We start from the raw sequence: 21208 nt of genomic DNA, 5'->3' as shown, positions 1-21208 counted from the left end.
CTATCCGAGGAAGTTGATCAAAGAGAGATTCTGTAGCTTGGAGATCTGGCTGTATGAAGCTTGCAGTGCAATTTCAGATAGTTTCATTTCTGTGACCACAGAAGCGATATCCACACCCTCATGGGTACTCAGCCTGATTGCAAAGTGGGACTTCATATCCTCATAAGAAGTTTTTGTAATCTGCAGGGCATCGATGCGTGCACCGACGTCGGCAGTAATATCAATCAATGCTTCACCGGCTGCAGTTAAGGCGCCAATTGATGCTGTCACGCCTTGTATATTATTGGTCTGCAGCGCTGTTTTGAAGTCCTGCAGTGCCTGGAATGCCGCGGTAAATGCCGGGTCATCACCTCTGATGTTGCTTGTGATCTGCAGGGAAGGGTTGACGGTAACTACACGGTCCTGATCACTGCCAGCGTAAGATACACTGCCCGCCGCTGTTGCTCCGGATACGGTCAGCGAACCACCAGCCTGATTCACAGTGTCAGGCGTGCCGTTGTAAGTGATGCTCAGTTCCGCACTATTGCTGAGTGTGACTGCGTTGGCACCGGCAACAAGAGGCACGGGAGCAGCCAGCAGGTTGGTTCCCAAGCTGTTGGTGATACTGGCGATGCTGGTACCAGCTGCATCGAGTGTGACGGCATATGTATCATTAACTGCAGAAGGGTTTGCGGTTTGCGAAATATTGGTGATGGAAGTGTTAGCGCCGGCTGCAAAAACTGCCGTGCCAGCATTAAATGCATTGGTGACAAAAGGTACTTTATCGACGGCTGTGCCGGAGAAGAGTGCCTGTCCCTGCCATTTCTGATTGGCGTTATTGAGCATGGTTGTCGTTAAATGCGTGATTTCTGAAATGGCGGCCTGTCTGTCTATGGAAGAAATCTGTCCGGAGGCCTGCTGAACCGCCAGGGTCTGTGCGCGCGAAAAAATATTACCCATGTTATTCAGATGATTCTGGCTGACAGCCAGCCTTGATTCTGCAATGGCAATGGCTTCAATGCCGCCATCCACAGATTTTTGTGCATGCCGGATGTCGAGAGAGGTGCGGTAGTCGAGCGCTGCTTCTGCAGGCGTCTGGAAGCGGGTGCCTGAAGTAATCTGGGCATTTCCCTTGTTCTGGATATTCAGTTGCTGCTGAACACCCTGCAACAGGTTGTCATATAACTGTGAAGTAGTAATTCTCATCGGATCAGCCCCAGCAGTGAATCAAGCATCTGATTGGAAGTGGTAATGATCTTGGCCGACGCTTCATATGCGCGCTGGAATTTGATCATGGTGACCAGTTCATCGTCAATATTCACACCGGAAATGGACTCTCTCTGACTATTCAGGGAGACAGCTTCTGAGGTCCGGTACTGCAACTGCTGGCTGGAGATATTCACATCCGTGCCATATGTCGATGAAATCAGTGTTGTACGGTCATGCAGGCTTGAAGATACGGTGCCATCAAAGGTAATGGCCTGATCCTGCAGTGCCAGAATAGAAACCGCTGTTGTACTGTCGCCAACCAGAATGGCCGAAGTGGCAGAGACCACCTGACCTGTATTGATGTTGTTGGCACTTGCCTGAATATTTGCCGAGATTTCCATCGTTCCTGCAGTCGAGCCATGGAAGAAATTATTAATCTCATAAGCTGCAAGCACGTTACTGGTGTCGTCAGACAGGGCAAAGCTGGATCCGGCTGCCGCTGCAATGGTGAGCTGTCCATTACCACCTATGCTGGCCGTGACACCGGGAATAGCTGAAATGCTGGTAGCAACATCATTCATGGTGGTTACACCAGCGGTGATATTAATCAGCGTACCTCCGGCGGGTGTTGGGAGGCCTGCAGCATCGTAAGTGTGGACCTTAAAGCTGCCGGTCTGAATCTGGGATGCAAAGGGAGCTACTTGCAGCGGATCATTCAAAGCGAGGCCCGCATTGACGATCTCCTGAGAAGTAATCGAGGTCATGGCTGCACCATTGCTGCCATTGGCATGGATTTGATTCACGGCAAAAATCATATTACTGGCAATGCTGTTAATCTGATTCAGGTAACTACCCAGTTTATTGTCTCTGAGTTCAACCAGACCACCAATACTACCGCTATTCAAGGTTCCGCTGAGGGGTGCTCCAGTTTCCTGAATCACAATCGGTGCGTAGGCATTGGCACCAACAGTACCACGTGCCAGATGACGCGCTGTATTATCCTGAACCAGCAAATCACCGTTAGTCGACTGTACAAGCGTACCATTCTCATGGCTGTTCACTACCTGAATGGGGATAATCTGGGCCAGATCCCTGAGGGCAGTGTCCCGCTGATCACGCAGATCATTGGCTGCTCCGACAACACCCTGCTGAATGTTCTCCTGGCGGGTGATCTGGGCATTGAGTGAAGCCACTTTATCCAGCAACAGATTAGCTTGTGTAAGCGAATCGGAGATCTGGTTATCAGCACTGTTCTGGGCATTGCTCAGCTGTGTACTCATGGTGGAAATATTATTGATGACGGTATTTGTCTTGGCCGCCACATTAAATTTCTGGCCACCATCCTGAGGGTTATTGGACATCTGCTGCCATGCCAGGAAAAATTCATCCAGTGATGCTGCAAGCCCGGTGCTGGAGAGGCTGCCGAATACATTTTCCACGGCATTCAGGCCCTTATTCAGGGAGTCCCAGTAGCTCTGCTGCGAGCTGTTATTGGTCAGGGCATCGTTAATGATCGGGTCGATAATGCGCTGAACATTCTGAATCTGAACACCACGACCAAAGGACATTCCGCCGATTTTTTCAGGTGAAAGCGTACCGATATCGGCAACCTGCCGCGAATAACCGGGCGTATTTGCATTGGCGATATTATGCGCTACCACATCAATGGCCGACTGCTGAGCCTGCAGGGCCGAGGCCGCGATATTCAGGCTGGGGAAGATCATTTTACTGTGCTCCTGCTGTAAGTGCTCTCATTTTGAGAGAGTCCCAACTGTTGAAGTATTGTTGATGTCACATTGTACGCTGCAAGCAGGTGTAAGCGGTTATCCTGGGTACATTTATCCACATGTATGATGCGCTCATACAGCTTGCGCCTGAGGGCTTGAAAATCAGCAGCGTTGCTGCCGCAATACATATCAATCACTACTGCCAATGTCATATCATCTGCAATGCCCTGACTTCTGAGCAGGCCATGGCATTCAGCTTCCAGTGCTGCAAGCTGCTGGTGCAGGGCAACGCGCCTGTCACTCAACTGCATGATGCGATCGGAATCGAGAACATGGATTGCGTCCTGCTCCTGTTTGCTGACCTCTTCCAGTGCCACAGCATAGTTGTTCATCTGCTCGAGAATGTTGCGTAGCTGCTGCATGGTTTCGGCGGATAATTGATTTATGACCATGGGTGCTCCGCCAGCGCATTGCACACGATCTGGGTGGCAACTTTGCGGCTGTCTGATTTGAATGTTCCTTTCTCCAGCGCATCACGGATCTCTTCGATGCGTTCCATACGTACAGCGTCCATGTCGGCCAGCATCACTTGAGCCTTTTCACGCAGAGATGCGGAGTCAGTGACATGCACCGAATCGCTTGAACCACTGGATGGGGCACGCTTGCCTTTGGCTTTACCAGCACTTGTGCCACCCTGAACCCCGCCGGGACCACTATTACGTTCAATGCGCATGTTTACGTGCCTCCAGGCTTAAATCATTTGCCATCTTCAATTTATCGGCAGTTTGTGAAATTTCTTGAGTAGAAATTTCGCCGTTCACCTGTCCTTGAGATGATTCCAGCTGTTTGTAAATCGATTCGGCAAGACCGAATTTACTCTGTCTGCTACTGACCTGAGCAATGGCCTGATCCATCATGGAGCCATGTACATCTTCTGCAAAACCGCTGGGCAGAAATTCGGACTTGTTCACCGTTTTACGCATCTCGGTCATCATCTGCTGTACAAAGATTGCCTCAAGCTCCAGGCTGGTTTTCCACAATGCCGGATCTTTGGTTTTGTTATCAGTCGGTAATTGTGAGCCTGGCACTCGATGCATGGCTGCATGATCCGGCAGTTTTGCCATAACCTGTTTGAATTTCTTGCCCGATTCATCACGCTGCTGAGCCGTTGCCGGCTTCTGCATACGCTCCTGCTGTAGCAGTTTGTCGATGGTGAATTCGACGAGATCTTTCATTACATGGTCCTTAAGTCAGCGTGCAGCGCACCTGCAGCTTTAATAGCCTGCAGCACTGCGATCAGATCACTCGGAGTGGCACCGACAGCGTTAAGTGCACTCACCAGCTCTGAGAGTGAAACCTGTTTGGGTAGCACTACCAGCTTGGCTTCATCTTCACTGACATCGACATTGGTACGATCAACCGTTGCGGTCTGTCCGCCAGCGAAAGCATTCGGCTGAGAAACTTCCGGATTTTCCGAGACACTGACTGTAATGTTACCGTGAGCCACAGCCACTTTATCAATGCGCACTTCCTGACCCATCACAATTGTGCCGGTACGTTCATCCACGACAACAACAGCCCTGTGGTCAATGTCCAAATCGATCTGTTCCAGATCAGCAATCAGATCAATGGCATTTCCCTTGGGGTTCCATACCTTGATGGTGCCGGAGTCTGTAGCACGTGCCATGCCTTCACCGAGTTTGGCATTAATTGCATTCTGCATGGTGCGGGCAGTTGTGAAGTCGGGACGGCGCAGACTCAGGACAACCTGCTCCTGATCGGCATACAGCCCGTGAGGCGCAGCTCTTTCGACGCGGGCTCCATTGGGTATACGGCCTGCAGTAGGGTGGTTCTTGGTGGTGTTGCCACCTTTGCCTGCAGCAGCAAAACCACCGATAGAGAGCCCGCCCTGTGCAACAGCGTAAGGTTTGCCATCACCGCCAAGCAAGGGTGTCACCAGCAGGGTGCCGCCTCTCAGGCTCTTGGAATCGCCGATGCTTGATACAGTGATATCCAGTTGCTGACCCGGACGGGCAAAAGCAGGCAGTTCAGTTGTGACCATGACTGCAGCAATGTTTTTAGGTTTCATTTTACTGATATCAGCTCGAACATTCACACCCAGCCTTTCCAGCAGCGCGGTGATACTGTTAACAGTAAAAGGCGAAGAGGTGCCGGAATCACCTGTGCCGTTCAGGCCGACAACCAGACCGTAACCAATCAGGGCATTGCCGCGTACACCTTCGATATCGGCAAGGTCTTTGATACGTTCAGCCTGCAACTGGGCCGGCATGAGCAGCATGCAGGCTGCCAGCAGTGCGAAGAGTGAACGGGGTAGGTTAAGTTTCATTAGAATGGCCATATCTGATCCAGAGTCTGTGATGCCCATCCTTCATGCGCAGTGTTGGCGATGGCACCTGTGCCGCCGTAGCTGATATTGGCCTGTGCCACTTTTGCTGAAGGGATGGAGTTATCCGATGCAATATCGATCGGGCGGATTACACCTGTGAAGGTGATCTCCTGAGGTTCGTGGTTGATTGTCAGTTGACGTTTACCAACGATGTACATGTTTCCGTTGGGGTATACTTTCGTAACTACCGATGTGACACTGGCAGTCAGTGTGTCGGAGTTATTGGTGGAGCCGGAGCCATCAAAGGTTTTGCCGTTGCTCATACCGATACTGCCGGATGGGCTGACATTGGCATTCTGTAATGCATTTCCATAAGCAATATTGGCATTCATACTTGTAGAGCGATCTGAAGACTTGCTCTGTTTGGAGCCCAGTGATCGTGTCGCTTTGGCATTTTCGGAAACCAGTACTGTCACCAGGTCGCCCACGCGGGTCGCTTTAGGATCGGTCAGGAAACCGGCACCGCCATTAGCCCATAGTGAGCCTGTGGCACTGTTGTCGGTTTCAGGGGTGCTCAGTGCTGTATTGACGTCTTTTTCGATCTCTGCATCGAGTGCTTTGTTGGCGCGTGGCATGCAGCCTGCCAGTAGCAGTGATGCGGCGCTGATCAGTATCAAGAGTGTCGAGGTTTTCATCCTTGTCTCCCATTATTAAAACGGACTCGAACTGTATCCCTGTTCTCAATGGTGGCCTGAAGTACCTCTTTACTGCGCAGGTTTTGCACCAGCAGGCGGTCACCTTTGCCGCCTGAGCGCAAAGCTTTCCCTTCTGCACGCACATGCAGGTGACCAAGGTCGAGGATGATCTGTACGATGTCACCGCGTTTGATCATAGGCTGAACATTGACGTAACTGCTTAATACTACTGCATCTTTATTGAGTGGACGATTCAGGCGCATGCCCTCAAGGGCAGATTTTTCTTCCCACCAGTGGCCACTGTGGCCTGCAATATCGGTACGTTTTACGATCATCATATCTCTAGAGAGCAAGCTGCGTGCCGGAACGGGCTGTTTCATCACAATGGCCCTGGTCCACCAGTGAACACGAACAGGAACATACCAGCGTTTTTTACCCTGCTGGGCGATCATTGAGAAGCGTTTGGGATGGCCATGCAGGCGATTGGGCAAGGACCAGGAGACAGCACCGGTGGTCTGAGGCCAGCTCTCTACCCGAATCAACTCTGCGGTTGCGCCACGCAGCGCCACGCCATTGTCGAAGAACTTTTTGAGCGATTGCTGCATGGTTGCATCCGGCGCTGCCAAAGTAATCGTAGGCAGGATTAAGGCAGGTAGCAGCACGGCCAGCAACAAAGCAACAGGGCTCAAGGTTCGGGACAATGGGTGGCGAAGCATGGAATTATCTCCTCACGTTATTCGCAGTCTGCAGCATTTCATCAGCAGCCTGGATCGCTTTGGAGTTCATTTCATAGGCCCTTTGACCGGCAATCAGATTTACCATCTCTTCAACCATGCTGACATTGGACATCTCCAGCATGCCCTGGCCGATTGAGCCAAGACCATTTTCGGTGGGATTACCGATCACAGCTTCGCCGGAGGCGTTGCTGGTTTGAAAGAGGTTGGAGCCCAGATGAGTCAGACCTGCCGGATTAATGAAATCGGCAATCTGAAACTGACCAATAATACTCTGAACTGCGCCGGGTTGAACCACGGAGACCGTACCATCCTGAGAGATCTGAATGGACTGAGCATCGGCCGGAACTGTGATACCCGGTAATACAATATCACCATTCTGGGTAACAATTTGTCCGGTTGAATCAACACTGAATTTACCGTCGCGGGTATAGGTGTATCACCATTCGGTGTCTGGATCTGGAAGAAACCCCGACCCTGAATGGTCAGATCCAGCGGATTATCTGTCTGCTGGAAACTGCCTTCAGAGAAGATGCTGTCGACACTGGCGGCGCGTACACCGAGGCCGACCTGAATGCCTGTTGGCAGCTGTGTGCCGGCAGAACTTGCTTCTGAACCCGGCGCTTTCACCTGTTGGTACATCAGATCCTGAAAGTTTGCACGACCGCGTTTAAAACCTGTCGTATTCACATTGGAAATATTATTGGATATCACATCCACGTTGAGACTTTGTGCTGCCATGCCTGTAGCGGCAGTCCATAATGAGCGCATCATAATACTACTCCCTTATCCCTGAACCAGACCGACTCTGTCATTGAGCAGAGAGGCCTGTTGATTATAGTTTTCTAAAGTTTTCATCATTGATTCGTATTCGCGCGTGGTGGCGATCATCTCTGTCATGGTCAGAACTGAATTCACGTTCGACTCTTCAAGTGAATGGTGATGCACAGAAACGGAATTGTCCGCCGGAGCGACATTCTCTTTCGGCGTATGAATCAGCACACCTTCGCTCTTCTGGATTTTACGCGGATCAACAAGCATGGAGAGCCCCAGTTCAGTGACCGGGTCTCCGTTGACAAAGATTGTACCATTTTTCGTTGCGCTGACTTCGCCGCGTGGTAGTTGAATGGCTGAACCATTATTGTCCAGAACCGGATGACCATTCTGAGTCTTCAGGTTGCCTTCAGCATCAATCTGAAAGTTACCGGCACGAGTCAGTGCTTCAGTACCATTCTGCATCTGTACGCGGAAAAATGCTTTGCCGTGAATAGCGAAATCAAACTCGCCACCGGTGCTACGGATCGAGCCCGGTTCGATGCTGGTATATTGTGTGTTCATGGATAGGTGAGCTGCGGAAGTGTTGTCCGGGATGCCTTCACGGCCCATCTTGCTGGAAAACATGGATGAGAACGCTGTGCGATCCTCCATGTAACCTACGGTGCTCGCATTCGCCAGGTTGTTACTGATGCTATCAAGACGATTTTGCATCATCTGGCCTGCGCCACCCGAAATAAAGAAACCAAGTTGCATTGTTATCTCCTGCCTTATTAATCTTGCCTGCCTATCTATTGCAAGATTGCGGCCAGCCAAAGGATTTAAAAAAGTTATTTAATTACAGCTATTTATGGTGTTATGAAAATGCTTCCGGTTTCTATGTGGGAACTTTTTTCCGCTTTTCAGGGAACTTTTTTTCCTCTATGCAAATAACTCATGTGCAAATAAATAATAGCAGTGAATGCTTACTTCGATGTTACGAAGGACTTAAGCAGATCAATCTCGAATGGTTGCCAGCATCTACCTGTCCGAGCCCAGTTTGGGGTGGCTGGAAGGTCTCTAACGAGGGTCGCCTATCAGCCAGTTTGAGTCAGTTAGGAGTTGAGATGTAGCTCTTCATGTCAATGGTGCCCAGATTTGTCATTCAGGTTATCCATGACCTTCATCCCTTTGGGCGTAATACGTGCAAATCATCTGTCCTGATGATTTGTCTGGGAGGGAGAATTAGGTCGGATACGATTAAGCTGCGGACTTGCTGGATGGGGCGTACATCTTCAGTACCAGTTTGACCTGGGCCAGCGGGAGGTCCAGACGATCGGCAATCGCTTCAGGGGTTTCACCTTCACGTTTCATGCGCAGGATCATTGTGGCCTGAGAACTGTTTTCGGGCGGTGCATTTTTTGTCGCTTCAGCCTGTTTTTTGACAGGTGGCTCAGGCCGGGTCGTTTCGACTGCACGCGGTTTTGCTTGCACAGGTTCAGCCTTGGACTCCAGCCGTTGCTCCTCTTTCTGCTGCACCTGGGAGATCAGTTGCGTGGCCTGATTCAAATGCTGAGTGGCTTCGTCGAGCTGTTGCGCAGTACTGGCAAGCAGTTGTTCAAGATATTGCTGGCGGCGGCCATTGCGATACCAGGTCAGCCAGAGAAAAAAGACACCGATAATCAGCACAACATCGATGACCAGACTCAGCCACTGGTCGAGGAACAGAGTTAAGGCTTCCATGTTTAAGCCAGCCCCATGAGTGAGCGCATGCGCAGTACCATCTGCGAATGCAATTGGGATACACGTGATTCAGTCAGTCCCAGAATCAGGGCAATCTCTTTCATGGTCAGTTCTTCATAATAATAGAGGGTAATCAATACATTTTCGCGCGCAGGCAGCTTGCTGATCGCATCGGCCAGCTGTGTGACAAACTGAGCCATTGTATTCTGATGTTCAGGGCCCAGTTCCGGATCGCCTTCCAGTGTTTCAAGAATGCTCAGATCTTCATCCTGATTGCCTGCAATGGGCAGATCATCAAAATGCACGACAGACATGGTACGTACCTGATTCAGCCGTTGGCGATATTCATCGATGTTTATCTCCAGATGTTTGGCTATCTCTTCCTCACTGGCAGGGCGGCCATAGCGCTGTTCGAGTTCGGCAAATGCACCCTGCATCTCCTTGGCATGATCGCGTAAGCCGCGTGGCATCCAGTCGAATGCACGCAGATAATCAATCATGGCACCACGCACTCGGTAGGATACAAAGGTTTTAAACTGTACTTCGCGGGTTTGATCAAATCGCTGGGAGCCATCCAGCAGGCCGATGACACCGGCATTGATCAGATCATCGAGTTCAATCGAGTCCGGTGTGCGTCGCATTAACTGATCTGCGTGGTAGCGAACCAATGGCAGGTACTCCTCCAGCAGTTCATCCGGAGTAGGGGCCGGAGTGGAGCTATATTGTGGCATTGCAGTCACAGCCTTGTATCCAGATGATGACCGTCTTGCTGATCATGCTGATTCTTTTTGTCCGGTAAAATCTGATTCAGCCAGGCGAGCAGTATGCCCATCCAGGCTCCGGCAAAGGCCAGAATAGAAATGCGGAACAGCGATTCCACAACAGGGATATTCTGGATCAGACAGATCGCACTGCCCAGTAACAACCCTGTCAGAGCGCCAGCCGTGGCTGCATGTGCCGGTGTCATGAAGAAACTCCTTGCGTCTGCATGGCATCCGCTGCGAGTTCATCGGGGCTGGCATCCAGCGTGGAGGCCAGTGAATGCTCCCAGAAAAATTGCAGGCCGCCAGCACGTGAGTGATCACGGGGACGGGCAAGCAGGGTTTCGAACAACTTGTTCAGATGCGGGCCGACAGCACTGTCGGACTCGGTGATCAGGCGCTGTTGCTGGATGGCTTGACGCACGGACGGGTGTTGCGGAATATGACCGATATAATCGAGATAGACATCCAGATAGCGGTCGGCCACGGATAGCAGTCGCTTGAATGTGATCTGGCCATCGATTTCGTCAGTCTGATTAATAATCACCATAAACCGATGCACATCACGCTGCTGTGACATCACCTTGATCAATGCATAAGCATCGGTGAGTGAAGTCGGATCGGGAGTTAAAACGATCACTGCAGTCTCGGCTGCCGAGGCAAAATAGAGCACGTTGTCACCAATGCCTGCAGCGGTATCAATCAGAATAAGATCATAATCGCGGCCGGCTTCACGCAGTGAATCGAGAATGGTTTGCTGTTCGCCCACATTGAGATTGGTCAGTTCATAGATGCCGCTTCCACCGGGCAGAACGTCAAAGCCACGGTCACAATGAATAATCAGATCCTCAAGCGCAGCGTCATCGGCCAGCAGATTACGAATAGAGCCGCCTGTGTGCAGACCCAGCATGACATCAACATTGGCCAGTCCCAGGTCGGCATCAATGAGCAGCACTTTTTTTCCGGATCGCGCAGCCTGTGCCGCCAGATGTACCGATACAAAAGTTTTACCGACACCACCCTTGCCGCTGCTGATGGATATTACGCGTGGCGAAGTGTCACTCATGCTGTTGCAGCCCCGCTGTGTTTGCTCAGTAGTGTGGTGAGTGTCTGTGCCGTCAACCAGCCCATTTGCTCCGGCACTTCCGGTCCAAAACTGCAGTAACTCATTGGCAGCTTGGCAGAAATTGACCAGTTGACAATTTTTCCGGGTTTCTGTGTTTCATCCAGTTTGGAAAATGCGATATCGGTCATGTCAGATGCCGTATGGTGGCTTAACTGTTGCATTGCATCCTCCTCATCCATATTGGCTGGAATCACCATGATTTTGCGTGTGCAGTCCATCGCATCCCATAAACCTGTCTGACGTTTCAGACAGGTATCGCGGCGAGGACTCCAGCCTTCAGTGTCTATTAGCAGGAGTTGTGCCGAATGTGTGTCGCTGTGGATTTTTTTTGCCTCAGCCGTTTTTTTCAGTGGATAAAACGGAATTCCCAGTGTGCTACAGTATGCTTTCAAGGCATCCAGGCCACCCATACGTTCGGTGTCTGTGGAGATCACTGCTACACGTATGCCTTTCAGGCTGTAGTGGGCTGCCAGTTTGGCGATCAGAGTGGTTTTTCCACTGCCGGACGGGCCGGAAAACAGGATGGTGTTGCGCCCGTTATCAGGATTGATGCGACGGCTCCATTGCAGTGTTTTACTGCCCATCGGTTTGCGTACAGCATAATCGCCGGCCATATCAAAGGCATAGGTCGCGGCAACACCAAGCCGCATCAGATGGTCAAATGATTCCTGTTCACGACCCGAAGCCAGAGCATTGCGCAGGCTGGCAGACTCTTTATTGCTCAAGCCAACGACAAGCCGCTCTAGACGATCGATCGTGGCATCGCTTGTAGCTTCAGGGGCGGGTTCATTTTTTGTGTTCAGAACAGGTTTAGCCAGTTGTGTGGTGGCCCTCTCATCACTCTTCTCAGGCGAGGCAGAGTGATTGTCCAGTGCTGCATGCACATGCCACATGCCACCATTGGCATCTTTGACCTGCTGACGATCAAGAATTAATGCTTCGGGCCCCATATCCTGACGTACCTTGGCCAGAGCTTCATGCAGGTGAGGCGCGGTATAGACTTTAATTCGCATCGTACAGACTCACACGTGCCAGAGATTGCACATTGGTTTGTGGCGGCATTTCGTTGATCGATAAGACAACAATTCGATTCATGATTTTACGCAGAGCTTGAGACAGCGGTCCGCGCAGTTGCGGTGTGGTCAACAGTACAGGCATGTCGACATCATATTGTGATGCAACCTCATTGAGCCTTGCCATGAAACGCTGCCATTCTGCCATCTCCAGAGGCAGTCCCCAGCCGGCTTGTTGAACCATGCGTTCTGTCATGCGTTGTTCGAGTTCACCATCCAGCATGAATACGGCTAACTCACCCTGTTGATTCAGATAACGCTGGGTAATGGTGCGTCCCAGACGGGATCGGACATGCTCCACCAGATCATCGATGCTGAGATTCTCTCCGGCATGGTCGGAGAGTGCTTCGAGAATCAGCATCAGATCACGGATCGGTACCCATTCGGAGAGCAGGCGCTGCAATACATTCTGCAGGGTGCCAACGGAAACCTGAGCAGGGACAATTTCATCAACAACTTTCGGATGGCGCTGTGAGAATTTATCCAGTAATTCGTGCACCTGAGTGCGATCCAGCATTTCGGATGCCTGTGCACGCAATACTTCGGTCAGATGGGTGATAATAACAGTCGTGGGTTCAACCACAGTGTAACCGGAGAGCTCCGCCTGCTGGCGTTTATCTTCAGAAATCCACAAGGCAGGCAGTCCAAATGCCGGTTCCTGGGTAGGGATGCCTTCAATGGCAGGCCCGGTCATCTGACTCTCCAGAGCCAACAGGTTGCGCGGACGAATTTCACCGCTGCCGACCACGGCACCGCGAATGAGAATCTGATAATCGGAGACGCCAAGCTGCAGGTTATCCTTGATATGCACCGGCGGCAGCACAAAACCGATCTCCTGGGTGATCTGTCGACGTACTTTTTTCATCCGATCCAGCAGGTTTCCTTCACGGCTGTTCTCAACCATATCGATCAGGCCGTAACCGATCTCCAGACGTATCGGATCTTCAACCAGCAGATCATCCAGTGCTGCTTCCGGAGATACTTCAGGCTGTGGTGTTACATCTTCCGCATCCGAGACCAGTGCGGTTTCTTGTTGTCCAAGTTGCAGGTAGTAACCACTTGCGGCCAGACCGAGAGAGAGGATCAGGAAGGGAACGAAAGGCAGACCCGGTACCAGACTCATCAGAATCAAGGCACCTGATGCGACAAAATGAACCTTGGGATGTTTGGTGAACTGTTCTTTTAATTCGAGTGGCAGGGCAGTATTGCTGCTGGCACGGGTAATAATGATACCTGCCGCGATAGAGATGACCAGGGCAGGGATTTGTGACACCAGACCATCACCTACCGTCAAAAGACTGAATACCGCCATGGCATCTGAAGCCGGCATGCCGTGCTGCATCACACCGATGATGAGACCTGCGATCAGGTTGATCACCGTGATAATCAGGCCGGCAACCGCGTCTCCGCGTACGAATTTTGATGCACCGTCCATGGCTCCGTAAAACTCGGCTTCACGAGCTACATTCTCACGCCGTTTGCGTGCTTCAGCTTCATCAATCAGGCCTGCATTCATATCGGCATCAATAGCCATCTGTTTGCCCGGCATGGCATCCAGGGTAAAACGCGCTGCTACTTCGGCGATTCGGGTAGAACCCTTGGTGATTACAACAAAGTTGATCAGCACGAGAATGATGAAAATAATCAGTCCGACGACTGTATTACCGCCGACAACAAATTCACCAAAGCCTTCAATGACATGGCCTGCTGCTGCAGGACCTTCCTGTCCGTGTAACAGGATCAGGCGTGTTGTAGCAACGTTTAGCGATAACCTGAATAGCGTGGTGAGTAGCAATAGGGAAGGGAATACTGAAAACTCAAGCGGTTTAAGTACATAGATTGAGGTCAGCAGAATCAGTATGCCAATGGTGATGTTCGCAGCCAGCAGTACATCCATCAGCCATGGTGGCAATGGCACGATCATGACCATCAGAATGCCGAGCACACCGACTGCAAGCATGACGTCAGGTTGTCTGCCTATGCGCTGCAATGTCATCGCTGCTGATTGCATGCTTTACTGCTCCTTCATATTCGCAAAAGGCGTTTGATAGCGGTTTTGCGTTACTATCAGGCCATTTTTTTGACGCATGGTCTGCTTACTCTTTCTGTACTCAGTCGTTGTTGTTCGGGCCACTATCGCGCCTTTAATCTGAATATTTCAGCCAAAATAATGGCAACGGCTTCAAACAGTTCTTCCGGTATTTCATCGCCGACCTTGACCTGCTTAAACAAGGATCTTGCCAAAGGTTTGTTTTCGCGCATCGGGATGTTGTTTTCTTTGGCGATTTCACGAATTTTGGCGGCAATATGGCCTTTGCCCATGGCCAGCACGCGCGGCGCACTCAAGGATCCCGGCTTATAGGCCAGAGCAACCGAGATATGGGTTGGGTTGGTGATGACCACATCGGCATCGGGTACATCGGACATCATGCGATTGTGCGCCTGCTGCATCTGAATCTGACGAATTTTTGCTTTCAGTTGAGGGTCACCCTCAGACTCTTTGTGTTCATCGCGCTGCTCTTTTTTCGACATGCGCATTGATTTCATATGTTCCCAGCGTTGGTAGATCACATCAGCCAGTGCAATGAAGGCAAAAATAATTGTCGCCAGTGTGACAATCTTGACGCCGCCATTGACGGCCAGAGCGGCGATGTCATTCGGGTCACGCAGGGCTGAGTACATGATCTCTTCAAAAAGGCTCATTACAACTGTTGAACAGGCAAAGCCGATCACCAGCATCTTCAGAACGGATTTAATGAATTCCGCCAGAGATTTGGTGGAGAAAAGTCGTTTGAAACCTTTCATGGGGCTGATCTTTTCCAGCTTGGGTTTCAGTGTTTCGAAGGTGAAGACCGGGCCGCTGACCATAAATGTGACAAACACGCCGAGCAATACAATGGGAATGGCTATAGGAAGAAGTACCATGGCAATATCAGCGCCAGTGCTGATCAGCAGCGACTGTATACCCTCACCTGTGGCTTCCAGTTTCGATTTTCCCGAGAGGTGGAATTCCATCATGCCCATCAGCACTTCACCGATCCAGGCACCGAGGCCGGTAATTACAATAAGGCTGAGTACCATGAATGTAATGGCTGTCGAAGGCTCTTTGCTGCTTGGCACCTGCCCCTTTTTGCGTCCATCCTCAAGACGCTTGTCAGATGCATCTTCGGTTTGTTGGCTTTTGTCCTGTTCTTCAGACATCAATCATACTCCGCTCAAGTGCCTCAGGAACAACGGCACCTGGCCTGAAAGCGCGGTGAATGCATCACTCATCAAGTAAATGAATGCAGGCATGCCGAGCCCGAAGGTGAGCAGACCGAGACCGACCGTGAGAGGGAAGCTGACAAAGAAGACCTGAATTTGCGGTACTGCGCGTGAGACAAGGCCAAGGGCGATATACACGAAGAACAGCAATAACATGATAGGTGCTGCAATTTTCAGTGACAGGACAAACATATTGGCTGCAGCATCGGTTAAAGCCATCAAACCCGGGAAGTGCCAGGGCTGGTCAATCGGGAACAGCGTGAATGAGTCAATCATGGCATAAAGAAAAATATGGTGAGCACCGGCAGAAACCCAGAGCAGCATGGCTAGTGTAATCGATAGCTGGGAGATAACGGATTGCTGACTGCGTGTTACAGGATCGAAAACATTGGCGACGGTCATACCCATCTGAAAGCTCATGATCTGGCCGGCAAACTGAGCGGCTGTAAAGGTGAGTTGGGCAAACATCGCCAGCGCTCCGGCAATGAGGATTTCCTGTAAAGCGATGGCGGCAAATGCAATCGGTTCCAGCGGAATGAGCGTGACTTTGTCCTGAACAAGAGGATAAATAAGCAGTGTCAGTAACACGATCAGACCGACTTTCACTTGTGCAGGGACAAGTTGATGTCCCAACACAGGTAGTAAAAACAACATGGCACTGATGCGCAAGAAAACAAGCAAAGCGACAGTAATCTGTTGAATATCCGGCCATGGGAATTCCATATCTGTCAGCTACTGTGTCAGGGTGGGAATCATCGAGAACAGATTCTTGGTAAAGGAGACCATGCGCTCGGTCATCCACGGAGCTGCTACTATCATCGCTACGAATACGGCAATGATTTTCGGTACAAAGGTCAGGGTCATCTCCTGAATCTGGGTAACGGCCTGAAACAGTGAGATGGCGATACCGACAACCAGCGCCACGAGCAGCATTGGCAATGAAATCATCAGCACCATTTTAATGGCTTCAGTGCCGATTTGAATAACTGAGTCAGGTCCCATGATGCTTACTGAGCAAGCCGGATGCCAATTGTTTTTTTGGGGATATATATGGATTTTGACAGTTGTTAATTTCCGGTTGTTCATCTATTCTCAGTTATAAACGAGATATTTCCTTATGGGCGCAAACGGGAGGGGGAGATGCAGGTTTACGATGGTTATTCGAAACATGCCGATGCAGTTGAGGCTATTTCCGAAGCAACATCCAACTGGCCTGATGTTGTCATGTTCAAGCCCGATGTTATTTTTGTATTTCACTCAACAGCACAGGATCCCCATACAGTTGCTGCAGAATTATCAAAGCGTTTCCCGAAAGCTTTGATCGCGGGAAGTACCAGTGCCGGAGAATGGACTTCCGGTAGCTATCAAAATGGTACACTGGTATTACTGGCTATTACATCGGATAAAATTCGCTGGACATATAGCGTAGTTGAATCTTTATCTGACTTTTCTGAAGAAGGCGCTCAAGAAGTTTATAATCAGCTGTTAGAAGGAATGCAGATTGATCGTAGTGATTTGCGTTCAGACCAACACTTCTGCATCGGTTTTGTTGATGGCATGGCCGGAGTAGATGGCAGGGCGGTAGCCGCCATTTCCAGCCAGCTTGGGAATATTCCTTTTTTAGGTGGGTGTGCCGGAGATGATCTGAAATTTGAGAAGACGCACGTCATTGCAAATGGAAAGGCCTATTCCGGTGGCGCAGTTTTTTTACTGGCGGAGTCAGAATTGCCTTTCAGGCGTATCAAACATCAGCACTTTGTACCCGGAACGAAAGATGTGGTTATTACAAAAGCGAATGAATCAGAGCGTAAGGTCTTGCGCCTGGATGGCATGCCTGCTGCTGATTATTATGCAGAACTTTTAGGCAAACAGGTGGGGGAGCTCGACTTCCAGGTTTTCTCAGATCATCCGGTGATGTATCGCTACGCTGGTGAAAACTATGTTCGCTCGATTACGAGCGCCAACGATGATGGTTCACTGACGTTTTATTGTGCGATTGAGGAGGGCATGGTGCTTAACCTGTGTCAGCATCAGGATATGGTAGAAGAGTTAGATTCTTCTATGAATGAACTTGTTGATGAGATTGGTCAGGCTGAAGTCCTTTTTATGTGTAATTGTGTTTTCAGAAGTCTTGAGGCTGAGGGAAAAAAACAGAGTCAGGCGTTGGCAGAACATGCCAGCATTGCAGCGAAGCACGTTATCGGTTTTGATACATATGGGGAGTTATGGGACGGACTGCATATTAACCAGACACTGGTTGGTTTGGCATTGGGTCATGAATGAATGATGATTTAGAGCAGAAGCTGCTGGCGGCAAATGAGACGATTGGTGCTTTGCGTAAACGTCTGATGTCGCTGGAAGGAGGAGGTGATCGCACTCCTTTTCAACAGCAACTTAAAGCTTATCAGGATCGTATCGAAGAAGAGCAGCATAAACTCAGGTTAAGTCAGGCATGGGCTCACTTGTTGGTTGAAAACTCAATGGATGCCATTGTTGGAATGAATGATCAGGGGATAATTACGCACTGGAATCCACGTGCAGCATCCATGTTTGGTTGGTTAGCAGATGAAGCTACAGGGCGGCCTTTTTCCGAAGTAGTGATTCATAAAATGCCTCAGGGTGGAGCTTTACCGGACTCGACTCATTATTCTGGCGATGAATCTTCAGATGGGAATCTTGTGGGGCAACTTGTTGAAGTGAACGGATCACACCGGGATGGCTCACCCATTCCGCTGGAATTACTTCTATCGGTCATGAAAAGTCAGGGTCAGAAGCAGTTTGTGGCTATCTTGCGTGATATCAGCGAACGAAAGAAAACTGAGGCTGCACTTCAGGTCTCACATGAAAATCTGGAGCGGCAGGTTCAGGAGCGAACTCAGGAGCTGTTGGACAGTAACGCCCTGCTTACTGACGCACAGAAAGCGGGTAAAATCGGTACCTTTACCTTTGACCTCAAAAGAGCCTGTTGGACAAGCAGTGAGATGCTTGATGCTATTCTCGGTATCGAAACAGGCTACAACAGAGATATCAAGGGCTGGCTGGATATCGTACACCCCGGATTTCGGCATAAAATATGGAAATACCTCAAGCGGGAAGCGCTCAAGGGTAGTCAGACATTAAAAATCGAAGTGAAGATTCGAAGGCGGAATGACGGCCAACAGCGCTGGATTCAGGGGTATGGCCGGGTGATGAAGGATGCAGCGGGCAGGCCTGAACGTTTGATTGGCACTGTGCAGGACATTACAGAGAGCAAACAGTTCGAAGAACATTTTTTACAGACGCAGAAAATGGAAGCGGTCGGCACACTGGTTGGCGGTGTTGCGCACGAGTTCAACAATATGCTGGCCGGTATGACCGGACGGTTGTATCTGGCGAAGCTGGCAGTGCAGAATAATAACGAGGCACTGGATCATCTGGGTAAAATAGAGGGGCTCAGTTTCAAGGCGGCGGAGATGATTCAGCAGTTGCTGACCTTTTCCAGAAAAGGTCAGGTGACCAAGAAAACCTTCGATCTGGTGATGTTTATCAAGGAGGCTTTTAAACTGCATCGTTTCAGTATTCCTGAAAACATTCGTATGAACACTTCATTTAGCCAATATGCGCTGCCAGTTGATGGTGATGAAGTGCAGATGCAGCAGATTCTGGTGAACCTTCTCAATAATGCGCGTGATGCGCTTGAAAAGGTCAATAAGCCTGTGATTGATATCAGGCTGGAGTTATACGAACAGCCTTTGGATGCTACAGACCTGTCACAAGAAAATCAGCATGATCGCTTTGCCCATCTGTCTGTTTCCGATAATGGCTGCGGCATGTCGGCTGAGACCCGACGCCATATTTTCGAGCCATTTTTTACCACCAAAGATGTGGGCAAAGGGACCGGGCTGGGGCTGGCGATGCTCTATGGTGCAGTAGAAACCCATCAGGGGCGCATTGAAGTTGAATCGGAACCGGGGCGCGGTTCGATATTCAATATCTATTTCCCTTTATCAGAAGCTGCAACCCAGAAACTGACCGAGCAGCCAGGCTTGCCGCTTGCCGGACGCGGTGAAACCATTCTTCTTGTTGATGATGAAGCCAATCTGCGTATGACCGGAGCAGAAGTGTTGACCAGGATGGGTTATCACGTGCTTCAGGCTGCCGATGGGCTTGAGGCTGTGGAAGAATTCATTGCCAACGAAGATGATGTTGCGGTGATTCTCATGGATATTGTGATGCCGAATTTAGGCGGGGTTGCAGCAGCGCAAGAGATCTGGAAACGAAACAGCAATGTTAAAGTTATTTTCTGTACAGGATATGACAAAGAAGAAGTGACGGATGAGAAAGATCTTCGAGGTTCAGCGTTTATTTCGAAACCGTATCGTGTGGATGAACTGGGGCAGCTCATCAGAAATATGATTTGAGTGGCTCAATATCGGCCCGGGGCCGTTGAATCGATTAAAACTTGAAGCTGGCGAGCAGGTTAGCTGTGATCAGATGCCAGCCATCAACCAGCACAAACAGAATGATTTTCAATGGCAGGGATATCATTACCGGCGGTAACATCATCATACCCATGGACATCAATACGCTGGCTACAACAAGATCGAGAATGACAAACGGGATATAGATCAGAAAACCGATTTCAAATGCAGTACGCAATTCCGATATCACAAACGATGGAATCAGCACATGCAGCGGCATCTCCTCGGCTTTGGCCGGTTTTTCCATTTTGGCAGCACCCAAAAAAAGAATCAGATCATCTTCACGCGTCTGTTTAAGCATAAAATCACGCAAAGGAGCAACACCACGTTCAAAAGCAACGGATTGGTTGAGATCCTCATTGAGATAGGGCGTCAGGGCATTGGTGTCAATTTTTTGCCATACAGGCATCATAATGAACATGGTGAGGAACAGTGCCAGGCCAACCAGAATCTGATTGGGTGGTGATTGCTGAGTACCCATGGCCTGACGCAGAAATGCGAAGACAATCAGCACGCGCGTAAACGATGTCATCATGACCAGAATGGATGGCGCCAGCGTCAGCACAGTCATCATGGCGATGATCTTCAGACCGGTGAACCATGCATCCGGATCATCACTGTCACCAAGGCTCATGGACAGGGTCGGAATATCAGCTGCCTGAGCCAGATGAGGCAGCAGCAGGCCGATGAGCAACAGTAGCAATAAACGTTTTGTCATGTTGTCTCGTCCGGCAGTTCAGCAGCAGTGGCTTCTGATAGAGGCAGCGTCTGATCCGGCCTGAGTTGGGTTAACCCTCCGGGAGATAAACCCAGCAGATAGTGGGCGCCGCGATGACGGATTTCGACGATGCTGTTCTTGTTGTCGATGTGAATCCTTTGCACCACCTTGAAATCGCGGGGCATATTGTTGCCTGTATGCTGTTGAAAGCGGCGCATAGCCCAAACCATCAGAGCAAAGAGTCCCAGCACTGCTGATAAAGCCAGCAGCGACTGAAGAACCATGGAGAACAGGCTGGTTTCCATCAATCGGTTTCAGGAGAGACTGCTGATGCGTGCTGCAGCAGGTATGATTTCCGTGATGCGAACACCAAGGTGATCGTCTGTTGAGACCACTTCACCTTTCGCGAAAACCGTACCATTGGCGAGAATTTGAACCTCGGCATTGGCCTCTTTATTCATTTCAATCACCATGCCTTTGTTCATTCTGGCGATGGTATGCAGGGGTAATTTTACACGTCCAAGTTCCACGCTGATTTCAAGCGGAACATGCATGATTGCTTCAAGATTGGCGCGGTGAGAGCGATCACCTTCATTTGTAGTCGCTTCATCAGTCATGA

Annotated in this window: 23 protein-coding genes and 1 pseudogene; 2 read left to right on the top strand and 22 right to left on the bottom strand. The window is 50.2% G+C overall.

What is annotated here, in order from left to right; genetic code table 11:
- The 19 genes and pseudogenes from flgL to fliQ all read right to left on the bottom strand — a co-directional run bounded on the left by flgL (position 1) and on the right by fliQ (position 16413).
- Positions 1 to 1185, bottom strand: a complete 1185-nt coding sequence (flgL, locus tag MMIC_RS01860; protein ID WP_072658621.1) for a flagellar hook-associated protein FlgL — start codon at positions 1183 to 1185, stop codon at positions 1 to 3.
- Complete coding sequence (flgK, locus tag MMIC_RS01855) at positions 1182 to 2912, bottom strand: flagellar hook-associated protein FlgK (RefSeq protein ID WP_072658620.1); 1731 nt, start codon at positions 2910 to 2912, stop codon at positions 1182 to 1184. The genes flgL and flgK overlap by 4 nt, the downstream gene beginning before the upstream one ends.
- Complete coding sequence (gene flgN / locus MMIC_RS01850) at positions 2909 to 3367, bottom strand: flagellar export chaperone FlgN (protein WP_072658619.1); 459 nt, start codon at positions 3365 to 3367, stop codon at positions 2909 to 2911. Before flgN ends, flgK begins: the two co-directional genes overlap by 4 nt.
- Complete coding sequence (flgM, locus tag MMIC_RS01845) at positions 3358 to 3648, bottom strand: flagellar biosynthesis anti-sigma factor FlgM (RefSeq protein ID WP_072658618.1); 291 nt, start codon at positions 3646 to 3648, stop codon at positions 3358 to 3360. The genes flgN and flgM overlap by 10 nt, the downstream gene beginning before the upstream one ends.
- Complete coding sequence (locus MMIC_RS01840; protein ID WP_072658617.1) at positions 3638 to 4150, bottom strand: rod-binding protein; 513 nt, start codon at positions 4148 to 4150, stop codon at positions 3638 to 3640. The genes flgM and MMIC_RS01840 overlap by 11 nt, the downstream gene beginning before the upstream one ends.
- Positions 4150 to 5274 (bottom strand): flagellar basal body P-ring protein FlgI, encoded by a 1125-nt coding sequence (locus tag MMIC_RS01835; protein WP_072658616.1) that lies wholly within the window; start codon positions 5272 to 5274, stop codon positions 4150 to 4152. Before MMIC_RS01835 ends, MMIC_RS01840 begins: the two co-directional genes overlap by 1 nt.
- The gene (locus MMIC_RS01830) at positions 5262 to 5957 is read right to left on the bottom strand and encodes a flagellar basal body L-ring protein FlgH (RefSeq protein WP_072658615.1); all 696 of its coding nucleotides are present in this window, start codon (positions 5955 to 5957) and stop codon (positions 5262 to 5264) included. Before MMIC_RS01830 ends, MMIC_RS01835 begins: the two co-directional genes overlap by 13 nt.
- A complete protein-coding gene (gene flgA / locus MMIC_RS01825) occupies positions 5954 to 6673 on the bottom strand; it encodes a flagellar basal body P-ring formation chaperone FlgA (RefSeq protein WP_072658614.1) in 720 nt (239 codons plus the stop codon). Before flgA ends, MMIC_RS01830 begins: the two co-directional genes overlap by 4 nt.
- A 4-nt stretch (positions 6674 to 6677) precedes the next feature.
- Positions 6678 to 7465 (bottom strand): annotated as a pseudogene (gene flgG / locus MMIC_RS01820) (flagellar basal-body rod protein FlgG).
- 12 nt (positions 7466 to 7477) lie between these two features.
- A complete protein-coding gene (locus MMIC_RS01815; RefSeq protein ID WP_072658613.1) occupies positions 7478 to 8221 on the bottom strand; it encodes a flagellar hook-basal body protein in 744 nt (247 codons plus the stop codon).
- Positions 8222 to 8704: 483 nt separating this feature from the next.
- The gene (locus tag MMIC_RS01810; RefSeq protein ID WP_072658612.1) at positions 8705 to 9187 is read right to left on the bottom strand and encodes a DUF6115 domain-containing protein; all 483 of its coding nucleotides are present in this window, start codon (positions 9185 to 9187) and stop codon (positions 8705 to 8707) included.
- 2 nt (positions 9188 to 9189) lie between these two features.
- Positions 9190 to 9918: a FliA/WhiG family RNA polymerase sigma factor gene (locus MMIC_RS01805; protein WP_072658709.1), complete on the bottom strand. Its 729-nt coding sequence runs from the start codon at positions 9916 to 9918 to the stop codon at positions 9190 to 9192.
- 5 nt (positions 9919 to 9923) lie between these two features.
- A complete protein-coding gene (locus MMIC_RS01800) occupies positions 9924 to 10154 on the bottom strand; it encodes a hypothetical protein (protein ID WP_072658611.1) in 231 nt (76 codons plus the stop codon).
- Positions 10151 to 11014, bottom strand: coding sequence for a MinD/ParA family protein (locus MMIC_RS01795; RefSeq protein ID WP_072658610.1), 864 nt, complete (start codon positions 11012 to 11014; stop codon positions 10151 to 10153). Before MMIC_RS01795 ends, MMIC_RS01800 begins: the two co-directional genes overlap by 4 nt.
- Positions 11011 to 12087: a flagellar biosynthesis protein FlhF gene (locus MMIC_RS01790; RefSeq protein WP_072658609.1), complete on the bottom strand. Its 1077-nt coding sequence runs from the start codon at positions 12085 to 12087 to the stop codon at positions 11011 to 11013. The genes MMIC_RS01795 and MMIC_RS01790 overlap by 4 nt, the downstream gene beginning before the upstream one ends.
- Positions 12077 to 14158 carry a flagellar biosynthesis protein FlhA gene (flhA, locus tag MMIC_RS01785; protein ID WP_072658608.1) on the bottom strand — a complete coding sequence of 694 codons (2082 nt, stop codon included), beginning with the start codon at positions 14156 to 14158 and terminating at the stop codon, positions 12077 to 12079. Before flhA ends, MMIC_RS01790 begins: the two co-directional genes overlap by 11 nt.
- Positions 14159 to 14280: 122 nt before the next feature.
- Positions 14281 to 15348 carry a flagellar biosynthesis protein FlhB gene (gene flhB / locus MMIC_RS01780; protein ID WP_072658607.1) on the bottom strand — a complete coding sequence of 356 codons (1068 nt, stop codon included), beginning with the start codon at positions 15346 to 15348 and terminating at the stop codon, positions 14281 to 14283.
- A gap of 3 nt (positions 15349 to 15351) precedes the next feature.
- Positions 15352 to 16134 carry a flagellar biosynthetic protein FliR gene (gene fliR, locus MMIC_RS01775; protein ID WP_072658606.1) on the bottom strand — a complete coding sequence of 261 codons (783 nt, stop codon included), beginning with the start codon at positions 16132 to 16134 and terminating at the stop codon, positions 15352 to 15354.
- Between the two features lie 9 nt (positions 16135 to 16143).
- Entirely contained in the window at positions 16144 to 16413 is a 270-nt protein-coding gene (gene fliQ / locus MMIC_RS01770; RefSeq protein WP_072658605.1) for a flagellar biosynthesis protein FliQ, read from the bottom strand.
- 138 nt (positions 16414 to 16551) lie between these two features.
- Between fliQ and MMIC_RS01765 the strand changes: the two genes are divergently transcribed.
- Both MMIC_RS01765 and MMIC_RS01755 read left to right on the top strand, forming a co-directional pair.
- On the top strand, positions 16552 to 17694 hold the full coding sequence (locus MMIC_RS01765) for an FIST N-terminal domain-containing protein (protein ID WP_072658604.1): 1143 nt from the start codon (positions 16552 to 16554) through the stop codon (positions 17692 to 17694).
- Complete coding sequence (locus MMIC_RS01755; RefSeq protein ID WP_083530387.1) at positions 17691 to 19811, top strand: hybrid sensor histidine kinase/response regulator; 2121 nt, start codon at positions 17691 to 17693, stop codon at positions 19809 to 19811. Before MMIC_RS01765 ends, MMIC_RS01755 begins: the two co-directional genes overlap by 4 nt.
- A 34-nt stretch (positions 19812 to 19845) precedes the next feature.
- On the opposite strand, the gene fliP is transcribed toward MMIC_RS01755, so the two are convergent.
- From fliP to MMIC_RS01740, 3 genes are read right to left on the bottom strand one after another with little or no spacing between them, the layout of a single operon-like run.
- The gene (gene fliP / locus MMIC_RS01750; RefSeq protein ID WP_072658603.1) at positions 19846 to 20589 is read right to left on the bottom strand and encodes a flagellar type III secretion system pore protein FliP; all 744 of its coding nucleotides are present in this window, start codon (positions 20587 to 20589) and stop codon (positions 19846 to 19848) included.
- Positions 20586 to 20873, bottom strand: a complete 288-nt coding sequence (locus MMIC_RS01745; protein WP_227819298.1) for a flagellar biosynthetic protein FliO — start codon at positions 20871 to 20873, stop codon at positions 20586 to 20588. Before MMIC_RS01745 ends, fliP begins: the two co-directional genes overlap by 4 nt.
- Positions 20874 to 20903: 30 nt before the next feature.
- Positions 20904 to 21206, bottom strand: coding sequence for a FliM/FliN family flagellar motor switch protein (locus tag MMIC_RS01740; protein ID WP_072658601.1), 303 nt, complete (start codon positions 21204 to 21206; stop codon positions 20904 to 20906).
- Between the last annotated feature and the right edge of the window lie 2 nt (positions 21207 to 21208).

The sequence above is a fragment of the Mariprofundus micogutta genome, from assembly GCF_001895085.1.
Classification (GTDB): domain Bacteria; phylum Pseudomonadota; class Zetaproteobacteria; order Mariprofundales; family Mariprofundaceae; genus Mariprofundus; species Mariprofundus micogutta.
Note: the sequence above shows the minus strand (reverse complement) of the source record. Positions and strands in the feature narration are given on the sequence as shown.